Source organism: Coprococcus sp. TF11-13 (assembly GCF_003481085.1).
GTDB lineage: Bacteria > Bacillota > Clostridia > Lachnospirales > Lachnospiraceae > Coprococcus > Coprococcus aceti.
In genome coordinates this window covers 70898-89018 of sequence record NZ_QUKK01000007.1, presented here as the reverse complement: position 1 = coordinate 89018, position 18121 = coordinate 70898, and the positions used below count along the sequence as shown (strand labels likewise).

Genomic DNA, 18121 nt, shown 5'->3' with positions numbered 1-18121 from the left:
GGATAATGGAAAGAGAGACTATGTGTATACAGGCTGGATACCAGCCTAAGAATGGGGAGTCAAGAATGATACCGATCGTACAGAGCACAACGTTCAAGTACGACACGAGCGAGGATATGGGTAAGCTGTTTGACCTTGAGGAGAGCGGATATTTCTACACCAGACTTGCAAATCCGACAAATGACTATGTGGCAGCCAAGATATGTGCCCTGGAGGGGGGATCGGCAGCAGTGCTCACATCGTCAGGACAGGCAGCAACATTCTTCTCGGTATTCAACATTGCCGGAGTGGGAGATCACGTTGTGGCATCATCCACCATATACGGAGGAAGCTTCAACCTTTTTGCCGTGACCATGAAGAGAATGGGTGTGGAATTCACATTTGTGGATCCTGACTGCTCGGACGAGGAACTTGAGGCAGCGTTCAGACCGAACACCAAGGCCGTGTTTGGCGAGACCATAGCCAATCCGGCACTCATAGTATTCGATATAGAGAGATTTGCAAATGCGGCACATGCACACGGAGTACCACTCATCGTGGACAACACATTTGCCACACCGATCAACTGCAGACCTATAGAGTGGGGCGCAGACATAGTCACACACTCCACCACGAAGTACATGGACGGACATGATGCAACCGTGGGTGGGGCGATCGTGGATTCAGGCAAATTCGACTGGATGGCACACGCAGACAAGTTCCCAGGACTCACCACACCTGATGAGTCATATCACGGAGTGGTATACGCAGAGAAGTTCGGCCAGGGCGGCGCATATATCAACAAGATCGTGGCACAGCTTATGAGAGATCTTGGCCCGATACCTGCACCTATGAATTCGTACATGCTCAATCTTGGACTGGAGTCGCTTCACGTGCGTATGCCACGTCACTGTGAGAACGCACTGGCGGTTGCGAAGTTCCTCGAGGCACACGATAAGATAGCTTGGGTAAATTATCCTGGACTTGAGAGCAGCAAGTATTACGAGCGTGCTAAGAAGTATATGCCGGACGGCACATGTGGAGTTGTGTCATTTGGCGTCAAGGGAGGAAGAGCTGCTGCGGAGGCCTTCATGAAGGAACTCAAGGTTGCGATGATAGCAACACATGTGGCGGATGCACATACATGCGTTCTTCATCCTGCATCAGCTACACACAGACAGATGAATGACGAGGAGCTTCTGGCGGCAGGAGTAAGTCCTGATCTTGTGAGACTGTCGGTGGGCATTGAGAATGTAAAAGACATAATAGCAGATCTTGAAAATGCACTGGATAAGGTACAGATATGAGAATAATAAATATAACCGACCTTTCGGCACCCGAGCTTGATATATATGCGCGCATGTCAGAGAATCAACTGGCGCACATATATGAACCGGCTTCCGGGCTGTTCATAGCTGAGAGTCCAAAGGTCATAGAGAGGGCACTGGATTCGGGTTACGAGCCAGTGTCCATTCTATTGGAAGACAGGCACGTGGAAGGACAGTGCGCGGATATAATAAAGCGGTGCGGAGATATACCGATATACACAGCACCATTTGATGTCCTCACGAAGCTCACGGGATTTGCCCTGACAAGGGGGATGCTGTGCGCCATGAGGAGGGCAGAGCTGCCGTCTGTTGAGAGCGTGTGTGAACATGCAGCCAGAATAGCGGTGCTTGAGGAAGTGATGAACCCGACAAATGTGGGAGCGATATTTAGAAGTGCGGCGGCACTTGGGATGGATGCTGTACTGCTCACGCCGGGCTGCAGTGACCCGCTCTACAGGAGGGCGGCAAGGGTCAGCATGGGAACGGTGTTCCAGATACCGTGGACATATATTACATTTGACACCCTGGGTCTTGCACACAATAAAGCAGATCATGGCATATGGCCGGAGTTTGGGATGGAACAACTTCACAGTATGGGCTTCAGGACGGCATCCATGGCGCTAAGAAATGACACGATAGACATACACGACCCGGAGCTGAAGCAGATCGACAGACTTGCAGTAATACTGGGAACCGAGGGAGAAGGCCTCAAGACAGAGACCATAGATTCCAGCGACTACACAGTGAAGATACCAATGTATCACGGAGTGGACAGCCTGAATGTGGCTGCAGCCAGTGCCGTGGCATTCTGGGAACTTGGCAGACGCTCGTAAAACGTCGAAAAACCTCCCTCAAAAAATACGCATACATATCTACAGGATATGGAAAATATGTTATAATAGTCAGGACGTGAACGGACAGGCTCACAGTCGGCAGAAGGAAAAGACTTAGGAGGATGATAGACATGTTTTATGCTATTTCAGGAATTAACGGGGATTATGAGGCATACAAGAGAGCACTCAAGAAACTCAAGTTTCAGAACCTTGACGATATAAAGGAAGAGGACATCATGAACGAGGAGGCAGTCATCAGCACCCTTGAGGGCGAGGATGTCCTGTATGTCCTTGGCAATATAATCGGAGCAGGTGGCGGATCCATGAAGATACTTCAGGATATGATGAGCAGAGATAATGTCATCGCAGTTGTCGGTGAGAACGAGTACAAGATCACACAGGCACTCAAGGCACTGAATGACCATATCCAGTCCACAGGTGAGGTGCCACCACAGATGCTGGTAGACAAGATAACATCCATGCTTGGAGAAGAGCTCTCAGGTGCGGTGGAGGAGTTCCTGCAGCTTGATGATGAAGAGCGTGAGGATGTCATAGAGTATATAGATGAGATTTCTGAGGAAGCGTTCCTCGAAGTGATGATGGCGAGAAAGAAATTTGTGCTGGTTCACGCCGGAATAAGAAACTTCGATCCGAAGAAGGAACTGGATGAGTACGACACAGAGGACTTCATCACAGAGCCAGCAGACCTGGACAAGACATATTACAAGAACAGAACACTCGTCGTTGGACATGTGCCAACCACAGAGCTCGGCGGTGAGGGCAAGATCGTTAAGAAGAACAACAACGTTGCCATCGACTGCGGGTGCGGCAAGGGCGGACAGCTTGGAATATACTGCCTGGGCAACGGCTCGGAGATGTATGTATAATAGAATAAAGAAGAGATTGACACGGCGGGATATGAAATATCATATTCCGCTTTTTTATTATGGAAGAAATTGGATTAAGAAAATAAAGTGGTTTATACAAATTGTATAGTTAAGCAAAAAATCAACGAGGATTTTTGTCGATTTTAAATCGCAAATGGAATTGAAAAATTGTGAAGAAACTGTTAAATTAGGGGGTGAGCATGTATAAAGAATTTTCCTATATAAATATTTATAGTTTTTTATAAAGAAAACAGGAGGAAAACATGGGTGTTATAGATTTTCATTCACACATACTGCCGGGTATAGACGACGGCAGCAGGAATGTCGAGACATCTATAGGCATGCTTCGGATGTGCAAAGAGCACGGCGTTGATATTATGATAGCGACGCCGCACTTTTATGCTGATTCAAATACTGTGGAGAGGTTCATTGATTCAAGACAGAAAGCATATGATAAAGTCATGGCTGAGAATATGGACATACCGCAGATTATAATGGGGGCAGAGGTCGCGTTTTTTGCAGGAATAAGCAGAGCGGAGAAAACGGACGCACTAAAAGTAGAAGGAACTGATATCATGTTGCTGGAGATGCCGTTTGTGACATGGAGTGATTCGGTAGTGCAGGAAGTACGAGACTTAATTGAGAAGAGACATTTCCATATCATACTAGCTCATATAGAGCGATTCTTACAGATACCAGGCAACAAGCCATATGTGAGACAGATCCTTGAACTGCCAGTTACGGTGCAGGTGAATGCGGCGACACTTCTGGATTTCAGACAGAAGGGCAAAATGCTCAAGATGTTCAAGAAAGGACAGGTACACATCATAGGAAGCGACTGCCATGGTATGCATCACAGGGTGCCGAACTTGTGGCTTGGCCGCGAGGTGCTGGAGAAGAAGCTGGGACATGAATTCCTGGAGAACATGGACAGCTACGGAACAAAGCTCCTGAAAGAACATCAGATACACCCATAATCAGCAATAACAACGAAACATGTACAAGATAAACAGATAGATGGAGGACAACAACATGTCTAAGAAGACAGCGATAATCATCAGTATTGTGCTGTTCATAATACTGTGTGGTCTTATTGTGTGCGAGAAGAAGTGGCCTACAGCGGGAACAGACCTGCTTATGCTGAACGTTCTGAGATAGCACATTACATTCCGACGAGGTGATACATATGTCATACAGGAACAGAACACTATCAGAAAAAAAGAGAATATACAAGAAGCTTGGACTTGTGATCGCAGCCATACTGGTCGTATGCATTGCACTGGCGATAGCACTCAGACCGACAAAAGGAAATGCATCACACAATGCATCGGGCACACAGGCGGTCGAAGGCATGATCGAGGTGGACGGAGTCAAATACGTTCCCAAGAAGAATATAGAAACATATCTTTTTATGGGAATCGACAACATGGGCAAGGTTCAGAAAGTCACCGATTATGAGGGGGCAGGCCGATGCGATGTGGTCATGCTGATGGTCAGAGACCTGACAGATGGAACATACAAGACGCTGAGCATAGACAGAAATACCATAGTGGAGCAGGATACACTGGATCCCGACGGAACCTACGTTGCAACGAGCCCGGCACAGCTTGCTCTGGCACATGAGAATGGTGACGGAATGGAGATAAGCTGCGAGAACGTGGTCAAGGCGGTGTCAAACTTCCTTGGCGGCCAGAAGATAGACGGATACGCAGCGGTGAATATGGGGGCCATAGGAACCATCAACAATCTGGCTGGCGGAGTCACGGTTACCATAGAGGATGATTTCTCCAAGGTGGATAAGACCATGAAGCAGGGAGAGACCATCACACTGACCGATGAGCAGGCAGTACATTTTATCCATGACAGATTCGATGTGGGAGATGAATCCAACACCCAGCGAATGAAGCGTCAGGAGGTGTACAAGGCAGGACTCAAGGATAACCTGGCGGCAAAGTGCAGCGAGGATAACACATATCCACTGACCATATATGACGCCCTGGGAGATTACATGGTGACTGACATCAGCTCACAGAAGTTCTCCAAGCTGGCACTCCTTGTTCTCAAGGAAAAGGACGCCGGAACGGTGTCGATAGCTGGAACAGAGACCGTAGATGATCTCGGATTTGTCGAGGTGGAGCCGGATGCGGACAGCCTTCAGCAGGCGATCGTAGAGCTGTTCTACAAGGAATATAACTAGCATCACACATTTGATGCAGGGGATATAGATACAAAAAACGGATGGAGGGAATATATGAATTCCAACAAGAAAATGGCTGCTGTGCAGGATGAGACCACACAGATAGCCGCAGTGAACACATACAAGAATACAGAGGATGATGAAAACGAGATCGATCTCCTGGACATGGGAATGGCGCTTCTTGAGAAGCTCCCATACATCATACTGTGCTTCCTGATCGGTGCGGTGCTGTTCAACGCATTTGCATACTTCCTGATCAAGCCGACATACCAGTCGACAGCCAAGCTGTATGTGGTATCAGCATCAGATGATTCCATAGTAAATCTCCAGGATCTGAACATCGGTTCATCCCTGACCAAGGATTACGAAGACCTGATACTCAGCTATCCGGTTCTCGACCAGGTCATCGAAAAGCTCGGCCTTGACATGGACTCAGAGGGGCTTGCCAAGATGATAACCCTTGAGAATCCTTCAGACACACGAGTCCTGAAGATCACGGTCACAAGCACTGACAAGCAGCAGGCATGTGACATTGCAAATACACTGGCAAACGTGTCGATAGAGTATCTCCCGGATACCATGAGCACAAGCGCACCTAACATAGCCCAGGTTGCAAGGGTAGCAGACCAGAAGGTCGGACCAAGCTACCTTAAGTACACCGCCATAGGTGCATTGCTTGGAGCACTCATCTACTGCCTGATCGTCATTGTGGGATACCTGATGGATGACACGATCCACTCAGCAGACGACATGGAGAAGTATTTCGGAATAGTACCGCTCACGACAATACCTGAGAGCAACCAGTTCAGAACAGACGATTCAGATGAAGAGCCTGGAAAGAAACATAACAGGAAAGAGAGGGTCAGAGCATGAAGAAGCTTAACATAGAGTTTCAGGAACTCCCATATGCAGTGGAGGAGGCGATGAACCGTCTCAGGATCAACATAAAGTTCTGTGGCAAGAACACAAGAAAGATACTCATAACCAGCAGCATGCCAAATGAGGGCAAGAGCAGCGTGGCGATCAACCTGTGGAAGATGCTCGCCGAGGCAGGATTCCCTTCAGTGCTGGTGGATGTGGATCTTCGTAAGTCAGTCATAAAGGACAGACATCACATAAAGGATGCTGACAAGCTTCCGGATCTTGGATATTTCCTGTCGGGACAGTCCGAGATGGAGGATGTCATCTATGAAACACAGGTAGAAAATGCATACATCGTACCTTGTATGAACCTTCTGGAGAACCCATCGGCTCTTCTGGAGGATGCTAGATTTGCAGAGCTTCTTGACAAGCTGGCAGAGACATATAGGTATGTCATTATAGACTCGCCACCGCTTGGCAGTGTGGCGGATGCCGCTCAGATCGCATCACTGTGCGATGGCGCAGCTCTGGTAGTCAGAGCAGGTGAGACATCAAGAAGTCTCATCAAACAGTCATTCCAGCAGCTTGACCAGGTAGGTTGTACGCTGCTTGGAGTCATACTCAACAGAGCCCAGACAACGGGGAGAGCATACAAGAAATACTACGGCAAGTATGGCAAATACTATAGCCAGTACGGCTATGGTTATGGCACTTACGGCAAAGAGGCTGCAGCCTCCAGCGACAGTACCCCGTCAAAATAATTCACTTTGGATATAACGCCATGTATAGTGGCGTGCAGGGCGTTTTATCATATATTCAATACAATAGAACTTTTTGGGAAGGAGGAATTTATTGTGAAGAATTTAAAGAAGCTTTTGGCTATAGTTGTATGTATCGCAATGATGGTGCCAACAGTTGCATTTGCAGCTACATCATCACCAGCTAAGGTAGACGTTAAGTCTGCTACAGCAAAGTCTCTTACATACAATGCAAAGAGCCAGACAACAACAATTGTTGTTAACGGTAAGACACTTACCCTGAACAAGGATTTCAAAGTCGTTTCAGGAAGCCTTAAGGCAACAAAGGCTGGTACATACACAGTTAAGATCAAGGGAATAGGTAACTATTCAGGCGATACAACAGTTAAGTACACAGTTAACGCACAGCAGAGCTACAAGGCTACTGCTGCTGCAAAGACATACAATGCTAAGAATCAGACAACCAAGGTTACAGTTAAGTATGGTAACACAGTTCTCAAGAGAGGTACTGATTACAAGATTACTGGTGTAACTAGGGCTAAGAACGCTGGCAAGTATAAGATTACCGTAAAGGGTATCAACAACTACAAGGGTACAAAGACAATTTACTATACAATTAACAAGGCTGCTCAGAAGTCTGTTAAGGTTAAGGTAAATGCTTCTAAGAAGAAGATCACTGTATCTGGTGTTAAGGCAAAGGCAAAGGTTACTTACAAGTCAGCCAATAAGAAGGTCAAGGTTAAGAATGGCAAGATTACTGTTGGTAAGGGTGTCAAGAAGGGCACAAAGGTAAGAATCACTGTTAAGGTTGCTGCAACAAAGAACTACAAGGCATACAGCAAGTCAATTATTTACAAGGTTAAATAATCAACCTGCTATGTTAAATAGTTCCAAGCCCTAGCCGGTGGCGCAAAACGAATGTCCATGCCACAGGACGTTCCGCGCCGCCAGTGTGGGTGATAAATAACAGACCATTTAATGCGTATCATGGTTTACAGATGAAAAGGTTCAGCCGACAATCACACGGGCTGAGTCATTTCATGTATGAATCAACAGACTGGGTCATGCGGGCACAAATATGACCCTGACGACAGAGGATGAGGAGAGAAAATTATGTATCAGAAAGGCGCAAAAGGCTGGCTGAAGCACTTCGACTTCATGCTGCTGGATCTTATAGTACTTCAATTGTCATTTCTTGTGGCATTCCAGATCAGACATGGATTCATCAATCCGTATGCGAGCAGAGATTATCTGGCACTGGCTATCATCACAGAGCTTGCGGATATAGTAGCCATGATATTCCTGAATACATATGAAGGCGTTCTCAGAAGAGGATACTTCAGGGAATTCATATCCAGCTTCAAGAACGGTTTCGTGATAGTTGCACTGCTCCTTCTGTATGTGTTTGTCCTCAAGGATACATCTATATATTCTAGAACTACCATCCTGCTCATGTGGGCCATATATGTGTATGCCACATTTGCGGTGAGGAGCCTGTGGAAGAAGCATCTTGAGAAATATGCAGAGCATGGCAAGGGCAAGAAGCTCCTAGTCATGACCACCAGACATGTAGCAGATGAAGTGGTGGCAGGACTCAAGGAGAAGAACTACTCCGGGTTTGATATAGTAGGTGTCATGGTGATAGATGCCAATCTCGTCGGTCAGGAGATTCAGGGAGTGCCGGTGGTGGCGGATTACAACAGTGCAGTTGATTATGTGAGAACCGCATGGGTGGACGAGATATACGTGGATGTGCGTGGGGCATACGGATATGCGAACACGCTGATAGACGCATTTATCGAGGGCGGCATCACAGTTCACATGTGCATATCATCCATCGTGAGGACCCACGGCGACAAACAGCTCATCCAGAAGATAAATGGTGAGACCGTGGTCACGACCATGATGAACTACGCAACACCAAAGCAGATGCTGCTCAAGAGAACGGCAGATATAATAGGTGGTCTGGTGGGCAGCGTATTTACGCTCATCCTCACCATATTTATAGGACCTGTCATATACATCAAGTCCCCGGGACCGATCTTCTTCAAGCAGGAGAGAGTGGGACTGAACGGCAAGATATTCAAGATGTACAAGTTCCGAAGCATGTACATGGACGCTGAGGAGCGCAAGAAGGAACTCATGGCGCAGAACACCATGAGCGATTCGAAGATGTTCAAGATGGACTTCGACCCGAGAGTCATAGGCAACAAGATCCTGCCGGACGGCACCAAGAAGAAGGGAATAGGTCAGTATATCAGAGACTTCTCCATAGATGAGTTCCCACAGTTCTTCAATGTGCTTAAAGGGGATCTCTCACTGGTTGGAACAAGACCGCCTCTCATCTCAGAGGTGGAGCAGTATGAGATGCACCACAAGAGCAGACTTGCAACAAAGCCTGGAATCACCGGAATGTGGCAGGTGAGCGGTCGAAGCGACATCACGGACTTTGAGGAGGTTGTGAGACTGGATACGGAGTATATAGAAAACTGGAGCTTTGGACTTGATATGAAGATTATACTTAAGACGATTAAGGTGGTGCTTGGAAGAGAAGGGTCTAAGTAGTATACGGATGCTTTCTATAAGTGAATTAAAAATAGAGATACTTAGATGCAGGAGGATAAATGACAATGAAAACTGATTATAAAATTGCGGTTGCTGGTACTGGGTATGTTGGACTGTCAATTGCGACATTGCTCTCTCAACATCATCAGGTAACTGCTGTTGATATTATTCCTGAGAAAGTGGATCTTATTAACAATCATAAGTCTCCAATTCAGGATGAATATATTGAAAAATACTTGGCTGAAAAAGAATTAAAGCTGACAGCAACGCTGGATGCAAAGGTTGCATATTCTGAAGCGGACTTTGTTGTAATTGCGGCCCCTACGAACTATGACAGCCACACGCAGCATTTCGACACAAGCGCAGTCGAGGCAGTGATCAAGCTGGTCATGGAATATAACCCGAACGCCATTATGGTTATCAAATCCACGATTCCTGTGGGGTACACCGCATCCGTGCGCGAGAAGTTCAACAGCAAGAACATCATCTTCAGCCCGGAGTTTTTAAGAGAGTCCAAGGCTTTGTACGACAATCTTTACCCTTCTCGTATAATCGTTGGTACTGACCTAAATGATGAGCGTCTAGTTGAAGCTGCTCACGAGTTTGCCGGTTTACTGCAGGAAGGTGCAGTCAAGGAGAACATTGACACTCTGATCATGGGCTTCACCGAAGCAGAGGCTGTTAAGCTGTTCGCCAATACATATCTGGCTCTGCGCGTGGCTTACTTTAACGAACTGGATACTTACGCAGAGAGCAAGGGCTTGAACTCCCAGCAGATTATTGAAGGGGTCTGCCTTGATCCTCGTATTGGTAGCCACTACAACAATCCGAGCTTTGGTTATGGCGGATACTGCCTGCCCAAAGACACCAAGCAGCTTCTGGCCAACTATGCAGATGTGCCGGAGAATCTGATTGAAGCAATAGTGGAATCCAACCGTACCCGTAAAGACTTCATCGCCGACCGTGTCCTGAAGCTGGCTGGATATTATGGCTACGATGCGGAGAATGAGTTTGATGAGGACAAGGAGAAAGCTGTTACCATCGGTGTTTATCGTCTGACCATGAAGTCCAATTCCGATAACTTCCGCCAGAGCTCTATTCAGGGTGTTATGAAGCGCATTAAGGCGAAGGGTGCAACCGTGGTGATTTACGAGCCGACCCTGAAGGATGGTGAGACTTTCTTTGGTAGTGTCGTGGTCAATGATTTGGTTAAGTTCAAGGAAATGAGCAACGCCATTATCGCAAACCGTTACGATAAGTGCCTGGATGATGTGAAGGATAAGGTTTATTCGAGAGATTTGTTTGGTAGAGATTAATAAGTGTGGGTTAGTAGAGAGATGGATGAAAAGAAAAAAGTAAAGATATGTTTTGCAGCTTCATCCGGTGGACATTATGAGCAGCTTATGATGCTAAAGCCACTGATGGAAAAATATGATAGTTTTGTGATTACTGAAAAGACAGACTATAGTGCAGAAGAAAAAGGTGAAAGAACATATTATGTGAAGCAAGTCAACCGCCGAGAGAAGGACTTTATCTGGCGGATGATTCAAAATGCTTGGAAATCTATCGGCATTTACAGAAAAGAGAAGCCTGATGTAGTCATCTGCACGGGAGTTCTTGCTATGATACCGATTTGTTTGATTTCTAAACTTATGGGTAAAAAACTGATTTACATAGAGTCTTTTGCAAAGGTTACGTCTCCAACAGAAACAGGGAAATTGCTCTATAAATTTGCAGATCAGTTTTATGTTCAGTGGAAGCCAATGTTGAAAGTCTATCCTAAAGCCATATATTTAGGAGGAATCTATTAAATGGGAAATAAGATTTTTATAACACTCGGATCACAGAAATTTCAGTTTAATAGACTACTGAAGGCTGTGGATGAATTATGTGAAAAAGAAATTGTTGATGCAGCAGGTGTGTTTGCACAGATTGGTTACAGTGATTATTTACCTAGAAAATATAGCTACAAAAAGTTTTTGGACAGGGATGAGTTTAGCAATGAAATGGGAAAAGCGGACATTGTCATAACACATGGAGGCACTGGAGCTATTATCGGAGCCGTAAAAAAGGGTAAAAAGGTAATTGCAGTTCCTAGACTTGTAAAATATGGTGAGCATGTTGATGACCATCAGCTTCAGTTAATTAAGCAGTTTGATGAGTTGAATTTGATTTGCCCTTGTCGGGATACCAACAAATTGAGCGATGCGTTAGATACAGTGCAGAAAGCAAGTTATAATGGTTATGAATCAAATACGAGTAATATTATAAGTAGCATTGAAGAGTATATAAAAGGAATTTGAATATGAACAGAGATAAAATTATGACCCTATTAAAAAAAAGTTTAAGGTTTCTACCAGATAAAAGCTATGTTAAGCTTTATTATCGGTTAAGAGTTGGAAGAAAACTAGATGCAGATAATCCAACAACGTTAAATGAAAAACTCCAGTGGCTGAAATTTAACTATAGGTTCCCATTACAATCAATAGTGTCTGATAAGCTACTGGTAAGGGATTATGTGAAAGAAAAAATAGGGGAGAAATATCTGATTCCGTTGCTAGGCAGTTGGGAGAAATACGATGACATTAATTTCTCCTTGCTTCCAAAACAGTTTGTTTTGAAGTGCAATCATGATTCTGGTGGTCTGGTGGTTTGCACAAACAAAGACAAATTGGATAATAGCGAGGCAAGGAGCAAGATTGAGAAATCACTGAAAAGTAATTTTTTTTATATCGGTCGTGAGTACCAATATCGAAACATTAAGCCCATGATTCTTTGTGAAGAATTTATTTCTGATAACGGCAAAGTTCCGATGGACTATAAAATCTATTGCTTTAATGGGGTGCCAGATGTCATCTTAGTATGCAGAGATAGATTTAGCAAAAATACTCATAGAGCATCATATCTGTTTTTTGATCAGGATTGGAAATTTCAACCTCTAGATAAAGGGGATGAAAATCTACAAGATATAGACATACCAAAACCTAAAAATCTAGATATTATGCTTGAAATTGCCAAAAAGTTGTCAAAAGACTTCTTATTTGCAAGAATAGATTTGTACAACATAGAAGGAAAAATTTATTTTGGGGAGATTACTTTATCACCTAATTCAGGATTTGATCCAGATATAAAGTATGAAACCGACTTGATGTTTGGCGAAAAACTAAAAATTCCATATTGGGATTTTATAAATAGAAATATTTAACTATGAAAAAGATTAATAATCCTTTGGTGTTAGAAATCGTATTGGATCTTGGCCAAAAATTATTTTCACCTTTTAAGAGAGAAAAATATGTCAAAATTATTTATATTGTCAAAAAATAAAATAAAATTGTGCATTAGTAAATATATGGATATTGTTTATTTTCAGAGATGGAAAAAAGCAACACAGTATCCCTGTACTTTATTGAATACGCAAAAAAGAAATGAAAAAATAATTGTGAGTTTAACATCGTTTCCAGGAAGAATTCATTTAGTACATAAAACGATACAAACAATTTTGCTACAATCGGTAAAACCGGATTTGATTGAATTATGGTTAGCCAAAGAACAATTTCCAAATTTAGAAAAGGATTTACCAAGTGAGCTAATAGAGTTGACTCAATTTGGATTAAATATTTGCTGGTGTAATGATTATCGGTCATTTAAAAAACTTGTTCCTTCATTGCTGAAACATCCAGATGCTATAATTGTTACAGCAGATGACGATGTTTATTATGCTCCAAATTGGTTAGAACGATTATATAGTTCCTATTCAGACGATAAAAATTGTATTTACTGTCATAAAGCGACAAAATTTAGTTATGAAAATGGAAAATTCAATGCGATAGGTGGAGGAAAAAAATATCATCATGGAGCGTCTTTTTTGAATAAATTAGTTGGTGTAGGTGGTGTGCTGTATCCTATCAATTCATTGGATAATGAAGTTGGAAACTCAGAATTATTTAGTAGACTGGCACCTACTAATGATGATATTTGGTTCTGGTTTATGGCAATTAAAGCAGGCACAAGAATAAAAATTGTAAAAGGAAATCATCCAAAACCAGTGGATGTTTATGGAAGTCAGTCTACTATTAAATTAACAGATATTAATGACAATGGTAATATGTTATTCTGGTCTCAGTTCAATAATCTTATAGATTATTATCCTGAAATACGAAACACATTAATTTCGGAAATGAAACAGAAACATATAAGAGGTTAATTATAATGAAAAAAATTGGATTATGTGTATGCCAAGAAACAAGAAATTATGGAAGTCAACTTCAAGTATTGGCAACTGAAGTTGCGGTAGAAAAACTAGGATACGAATATGAAATAATACGATATAAGAAAAAATATGATTTGAGATTTATAATAAAAAGTTTGCCAAGACTATTTGATCCATTATTAATGAAAGGGAAAATCTCTGCTTACATCTTAAATAAAAAAATAAAAAAATATCCGGAATTATATGAAAAATGTAAGGAAAGAAATAAAATATTCGATAGATTTGCAGAGAGATACTTTACAAAACTTTCACCAATATTTTATGGATATGATGCGCTAAAAGACTCTGCAAAAGATTATGAGACTTTCCTTGTAGGAAGTGATCAATTATGGTTACCAAGTGGTCTGGCAACAGGATTTTATAATTTACAATTTGTTCCAGAAGATAAACGTAAAATTGCTTATGCAACTAGTTTTGGAGTTAGTAAAATTCCAATGTATCAGAGAAAAAAAACTGCAAAATTTTTAAAAAGATTTCATTATTTAAGCTCACGTGAAAAGAGTGGAACTAATATTATCAAACAGTTAACAGAAAGAGATGTACCTGTAGTAGTAGACCCTACATTATTATTGACACCTGAAGATTGGAGAGAAATAATTCCGTTCCGTAGAATTGTTGAGGAAAAGTATATTTTTTGCTATTTTTTGGGAAATAATTATGAACATCGCAAAGCGGCAAAAGAACTTCAACGAATGACTAATTTGAAAATTGTAACATTACCACTTTTAGATAATTTTGTTCAAGAAGATTTGAAATTTGCCGATATTTGTTTGTTTGATGCTGCTTCGGATGATTTTGTAAACTTAATACGCGGTGCAGAATATGTGCTAACGGATTCTTTCCATGGCTCGGTGTTCTCAATTCTCAATGAAAAATTATTTTGTACATTTGATAGATTTAATGATGGTACAGGATCACGTAATTCAAGAATAGATAGTTTGTGTCAACAACTAAATCTAGAATCACGTAGATATGATGGCGATATATTTAGAGTTAAAACTCAAATTGATTATGATAAGGTTAATCAATTGAGAGAGGAACGAAGACAAGAATCTTTACAATATTTAAAAACTGCATTACAAGGAGAAATCACAATTGAGTAAATATTCTGATAAATCTTTAAAAGTGAGTAAAAAATATTTGTTACATGCAAAGTTTGAGGTAGCAGAAAGAATTTGGTTCTATTTAATACCAACAGCACAGGGGAGAGTGAAGTGGTTACGAAAACACAAAAAGTTAGCAATGCTTGGAGATCATGTTCATTGGCAACCACGAAAGTATCCTACGGATGGAAATATGTTAAAAATTCATGATAATGTGGCTATTGCATCTAATGTTGAATTTACGATGCATGATATTATCCATTGGATTTTTGACGGTATTGAAGGGCATAGGTGCTTTCAAGAATTTGCTGACTGTATTGAAATATATGAAAATGTATTTATTGGTGCTGGAACGCGAATATTACCGGGAGTAAGTATTGGACCTAACGCTATTGTTGCAGCGGGGGCTATCGTAAATAAAGATGTTCTACCAGGAACTGTAGTTGGGGGGGTTCCGGCAGAAGTTATTGGTTCATTTGAGGAATTAAAGAAAAATAGAAAAATATATAGCGATAAGATTCAGTCTGTTAAGGCAGATAATATAAACGTGGATGATTATTTATGGAATGAATTTTCTAAGAACCACAAAATTGAGGCAGGAAAAAACTATGAGGGACATTAAATCATCTTTTGTAATACCACGACTATCATTTGCAGAGAATATTACGCTCGTACTTTCGATACTGCTATTGTTTATGCAACCACTAAAAAATGCTATTCCTGTTTTTTCATATATTGATGAATTTACAGTTTTATTTTCATTTGCTGTATTTGTTCTTAACAGAGTTAAGAGGCATTCTATAAGTATTATTGAAGGAAAAATAATCGTTGCTTTTTTTCTGTTTATTATAGTCGGGACTTTTGGTAATGCTGTATCAAAGTTAGATAGAAGTTCAGCGGCAATTCTTACAGATATTTTAAGTTACGGAAAATTCTTTATGATGATTCTTGGGGGCTTAGCATTATTCGATTCCTTAAAGAATGTTAAGTGGATATTTTCAATTGTTGTCAAATTAGTCAGAAGCTTAGTTGTGTTGGGTTTAGTACTTGCAATTTTGAATCAAATTATGGATCTCGGTATGAGAGATGATATAAGGTATGGTATGTATTGCTTTTCATACATCTATGATACTGCTGCTATTTTTAGTTGGTATTGCTACATGTTTATCCTTATCCTTTCTATTGATCTTTTAAATGGAATAAATAGGGAAAAAATCACATATGTGATATTAAACATGTGCCTCTGGTTATTTACCGGACGTAGTAGAGGATTCGCTTTTTGTGCTATTTATATTATGCTTGTCTTATTATTACGTATGTATGAAATAAAGAAAAAACAGTTAAAAATTAAAATTGGTTATTTTGTTATGTTGGGCTTGCTTGGTATTATAGTCGCATGGAATCAGTTGATTTTTTATTTTACCACAACAACAGAAGCGAGAAGTATATTATTGTATGTCGGTATAAATTTATTTAAAAAGTATTTTCCACTGGGTGCGGGACTTGCAACTTTCGGTACAGCGGCTGCACAAAAATATTATTCACCAATATATGGAATATATGGATTAAGTAATAGATATGGTTTCACATTTGATAATCCGCTGTATTTAACTGATAATTTTTGGCCTGCTGTTATTGGGGAAACAGGTTTAATTGGTTTAATGATTTTTTTTGTTGCTTTGTATTTTGCTTTTAAGTATCTATATGATAAGTGTAATCAAAATAATATGGCTAGGGTGATTATTATTTTTTTTATTGCAACAATTCTTTCGTCAAGTATTGCGACATCTATATTTGCACAAAATGCAACAGTTGCAGATGTATTTTATATATGTATGATACCAGCTATTTTGCGAGAGGGAAAAAATATTTATGGATAACAAACCGAGTATTAGAAAAAATTACATGTACAGTATGGCATATCAAGTACTTATTATGATATTGCCATTAATTACGGCACCATATCTTTCGCGTGTAGTTGGCGCTGAGGGAACGGGTATATATTCTTACACATATTCTATAGCACAATATTTTGTCTATTTTGCTATGTTAGGTATTTCTAATTATGGAAATAGGAGTATTGCGAAAGTAAGAGATAACATAGCGCAAAGAAATTATACCTTTTCTAGTATCTATCAGCTCCAGATTTTAACTTCATTAATAGCGTTTGTAGCTTATTTGTTATATTGTTTTATTTTGGTTCATGAAAATAGAAATATTTCGTTGTTACAAGGCTTTTTTGTATTGTCTGCAGTTTTTGATATAAGTTGGTTGTTTTGGGGAATGGAAAATTTTAAAGTGACTGTTACAAGACAGATGCTTGTAAAAATATGTTCCGCGATTTGTATTTTTCTGTTTATTAAGAGTCCATTAGACTTGTGGAAGTACACGACTATATTAAGCTTTGGAGTGCTAATTAGCCAAATATATTTATTTGCAAATATTAAATCGTATGTTACTTTCTCGCCTGTATCAATAAAAGAATCTTTATCTAATTTTAAAGCAGTTTTGATTTTATTTATTCCAATTATTGCAACAAGTATTTATCGTGTGATGGATAAGGTGATGATTGGTGCTTTAAGTAATATGACTGAGGTAGGGTATTATGAAAATGCTGATAAGTTAATTACGACATGTTTAGGCGTGGTAGGATCATTGGGTGCAGTTATGTTGCCTAAAATGTCAAATTTAGTTGCAAATGGTGAAATAAAAAAGCAGAAAGAGTATTTGCTGAAATCAATTGAAATTACTATGTTTGTTGCTTTTGCTATATCTTTCGGTATTTACTCCATAGCAGATATATTTATTCCCTTTTTTTATGGTAATGAGTTTTCTTCTAGTATTACTATTACGAAACTCTTGGCTATTAGTGTACCATTTATTTCTTGGGCAAATGTTGTTCGTATGCAATATTTGATTCCAAATGAAAAAGATAAAATTTATGTCAGCTCTATTGTGATTGGAGCAGTTTCAAATGTCATAATTAATTTTTTATTAATTCCTAGATATCATGCGAACGGAGCGGCTATTGGCACATTATGTGCAGAAGCAATAGTGATGTTGATACAAACAATTGCTTCGTATAAGCAACTTGAAATAACAAAGTTTATTAGTAAAAGTGTCCCTTTTTTAATTAATGGAATGTTTATGCTTTTGCTTATAAGGTTTGTGTCGAGCGTAATTGATGATAATACTGTTTATGCAATGTTATTAGAAATAGCAATAGGTGCCGTTTGGTATTTAGGTTTTAGCATTTTCTATTTTTACCGTACCAAAAACGAAATATTTTTATCGTTTATTTCAAGATTAAAAAAATAAATAGTAAAAAGGATAAATAAAG

The 18121-nt window shown here is 40.6% G+C and carries 19 protein-coding genes; all 19 read left to right on the top strand.

What is annotated here, in order from left to right; translation table 11 throughout:
• Nucleotides 1-5: 5 nt before the first annotated feature.
• On the top strand, nucleotides 6-1286 hold the full coding sequence (locus tag DXD11_RS11750; protein ID WP_015534752.1) for an O-acetylhomoserine aminocarboxypropyltransferase/cysteine synthase family protein: 1281 nt from the start codon (nucleotides 6-8) through the stop codon (nucleotides 1284-1286).
• Nucleotides 1283-2140, top strand: coding sequence for a TrmH family RNA methyltransferase (locus tag DXD11_RS11745; protein WP_118758456.1), 858 nt, complete (start codon nucleotides 1283-1285; stop codon nucleotides 2138-2140). Before DXD11_RS11750 ends, DXD11_RS11745 begins: the two co-directional genes overlap by 4 nt.
• Before the next feature lie 131 nt (nucleotides 2141-2271).
• Nucleotides 2272-3027 carry a hypothetical protein gene (locus DXD11_RS11740; RefSeq protein WP_015534754.1) on the top strand — a complete coding sequence of 252 codons (756 nt, stop codon included), beginning with the start codon at nucleotides 2272-2274 and terminating at the stop codon, nucleotides 3025-3027.
• Between the two features lie 263 nt (nucleotides 3028-3290).
• Nucleotides 3291-4004, top strand: a complete 714-nt coding sequence (locus tag DXD11_RS11735) for a CpsB/CapC family capsule biosynthesis tyrosine phosphatase (RefSeq protein WP_118016843.1) — start codon at nucleotides 3291-3293, stop codon at nucleotides 4002-4004.
• Between the two features lie 55 nt (nucleotides 4005-4059).
• The gene (locus DXD11_RS14730; RefSeq protein WP_015534756.1) at nucleotides 4060-4185 is read left to right on the top strand and encodes a hypothetical protein; all 126 of its coding nucleotides are present in this window, start codon (nucleotides 4060-4062) and stop codon (nucleotides 4183-4185) included.
• A 28-nt stretch (nucleotides 4186-4213) separates the two neighbouring features.
• The gene (locus DXD11_RS11730; protein WP_055145509.1) at nucleotides 4214-5224 is read left to right on the top strand and encodes an LCP family protein; all 1011 of its coding nucleotides are present in this window, start codon (nucleotides 4214-4216) and stop codon (nucleotides 5222-5224) included.
• 54 nt (nucleotides 5225-5278) lie between these two features.
• Nucleotides 5279-6097: a YveK family protein gene (locus tag DXD11_RS11725; protein ID WP_118758455.1), complete on the top strand. Its 819-nt coding sequence runs from the start codon at nucleotides 5279-5281 to the stop codon at nucleotides 6095-6097.
• Nucleotides 6094-6846 (top strand): CpsD/CapB family tyrosine-protein kinase, encoded by a 753-nt coding sequence (locus DXD11_RS11720; RefSeq protein WP_118758454.1) that lies wholly within the window; start codon nucleotides 6094-6096, stop codon nucleotides 6844-6846. Before DXD11_RS11725 ends, DXD11_RS11720 begins: the two co-directional genes overlap by 4 nt.
• Nucleotides 6847-6939: 93 nt before the next feature.
• On the top strand, nucleotides 6940-7710 hold the full coding sequence (locus tag DXD11_RS11715) for a hypothetical protein (RefSeq protein WP_118758453.1): 771 nt from the start codon (nucleotides 6940-6942) through the stop codon (nucleotides 7708-7710).
• Nucleotides 7711-7956: 246 nt separating this feature from the next.
• Complete coding sequence (locus DXD11_RS11710; RefSeq protein WP_118758452.1) at nucleotides 7957-9408, top strand: sugar transferase; 1452 nt, start codon at nucleotides 7957-7959, stop codon at nucleotides 9406-9408.
• 65 nt (nucleotides 9409-9473) lie between these two features.
• Entirely contained in the window at nucleotides 9474-10724 is a 1251-nt protein-coding gene (locus tag DXD11_RS11705) for a nucleotide sugar dehydrogenase (RefSeq protein WP_118758451.1), read from the top strand.
• 21 nt (nucleotides 10725-10745) lie between these two features.
• On the top strand, nucleotides 10746-11219 hold the full coding sequence (pssD, locus tag DXD11_RS11700) for a PssD/Cps14F family polysaccharide biosynthesis glycosyltransferase (protein WP_118758506.1): 474 nt from the start codon (nucleotides 10746-10748) through the stop codon (nucleotides 11217-11219).
• Entirely contained in the window at nucleotides 11220-11711 is a 492-nt protein-coding gene (gene pssE, locus DXD11_RS11695) for a PssE/Cps14G family polysaccharide biosynthesis glycosyltransferase (RefSeq protein ID WP_118758450.1), read from the top strand. It abuts the gene before it with no gap.
• Between the two features lie 2 nt (nucleotides 11712-11713).
• A complete protein-coding gene (locus tag DXD11_RS11690; protein ID WP_118758449.1) occupies nucleotides 11714-12613 on the top strand; it encodes an ATP-grasp fold amidoligase family protein in 900 nt (299 codons plus the stop codon).
• Between the two features lie 87 nt (nucleotides 12614-12700).
• Nucleotides 12701-13612, top strand: a complete 912-nt coding sequence (locus tag DXD11_RS11685) for a hypothetical protein (protein WP_118758448.1) — start codon at nucleotides 12701-12703, stop codon at nucleotides 13610-13612.
• 5 nt (nucleotides 13613-13617) lie between these two features.
• The gene (locus DXD11_RS11680) at nucleotides 13618-14781 is read left to right on the top strand and encodes a polysaccharide pyruvyl transferase family protein (RefSeq protein ID WP_118758447.1); all 1164 of its coding nucleotides are present in this window, start codon (nucleotides 13618-13620) and stop codon (nucleotides 14779-14781) included.
• The gene (locus tag DXD11_RS11675) at nucleotides 14774-15403 is read left to right on the top strand and encodes an acyltransferase (RefSeq protein ID WP_199688742.1); all 630 of its coding nucleotides are present in this window, start codon (nucleotides 14774-14776) and stop codon (nucleotides 15401-15403) included. The genes DXD11_RS11680 and DXD11_RS11675 overlap by 8 nt, the downstream gene beginning before the upstream one ends.
• The gene (locus DXD11_RS11670) at nucleotides 15390-16661 is read left to right on the top strand and encodes a hypothetical protein (protein WP_118758446.1); all 1272 of its coding nucleotides are present in this window, start codon (nucleotides 15390-15392) and stop codon (nucleotides 16659-16661) included. Before DXD11_RS11675 ends, DXD11_RS11670 begins: the two co-directional genes overlap by 14 nt.
• The gene (locus DXD11_RS11665) at nucleotides 16654-18099 is read left to right on the top strand and encodes a flippase (protein ID WP_118758445.1); all 1446 of its coding nucleotides are present in this window, start codon (nucleotides 16654-16656) and stop codon (nucleotides 18097-18099) included. Before DXD11_RS11670 ends, DXD11_RS11665 begins: the two co-directional genes overlap by 8 nt.
• Nucleotides 18100-18121 lie beyond the last annotated feature (22 nt).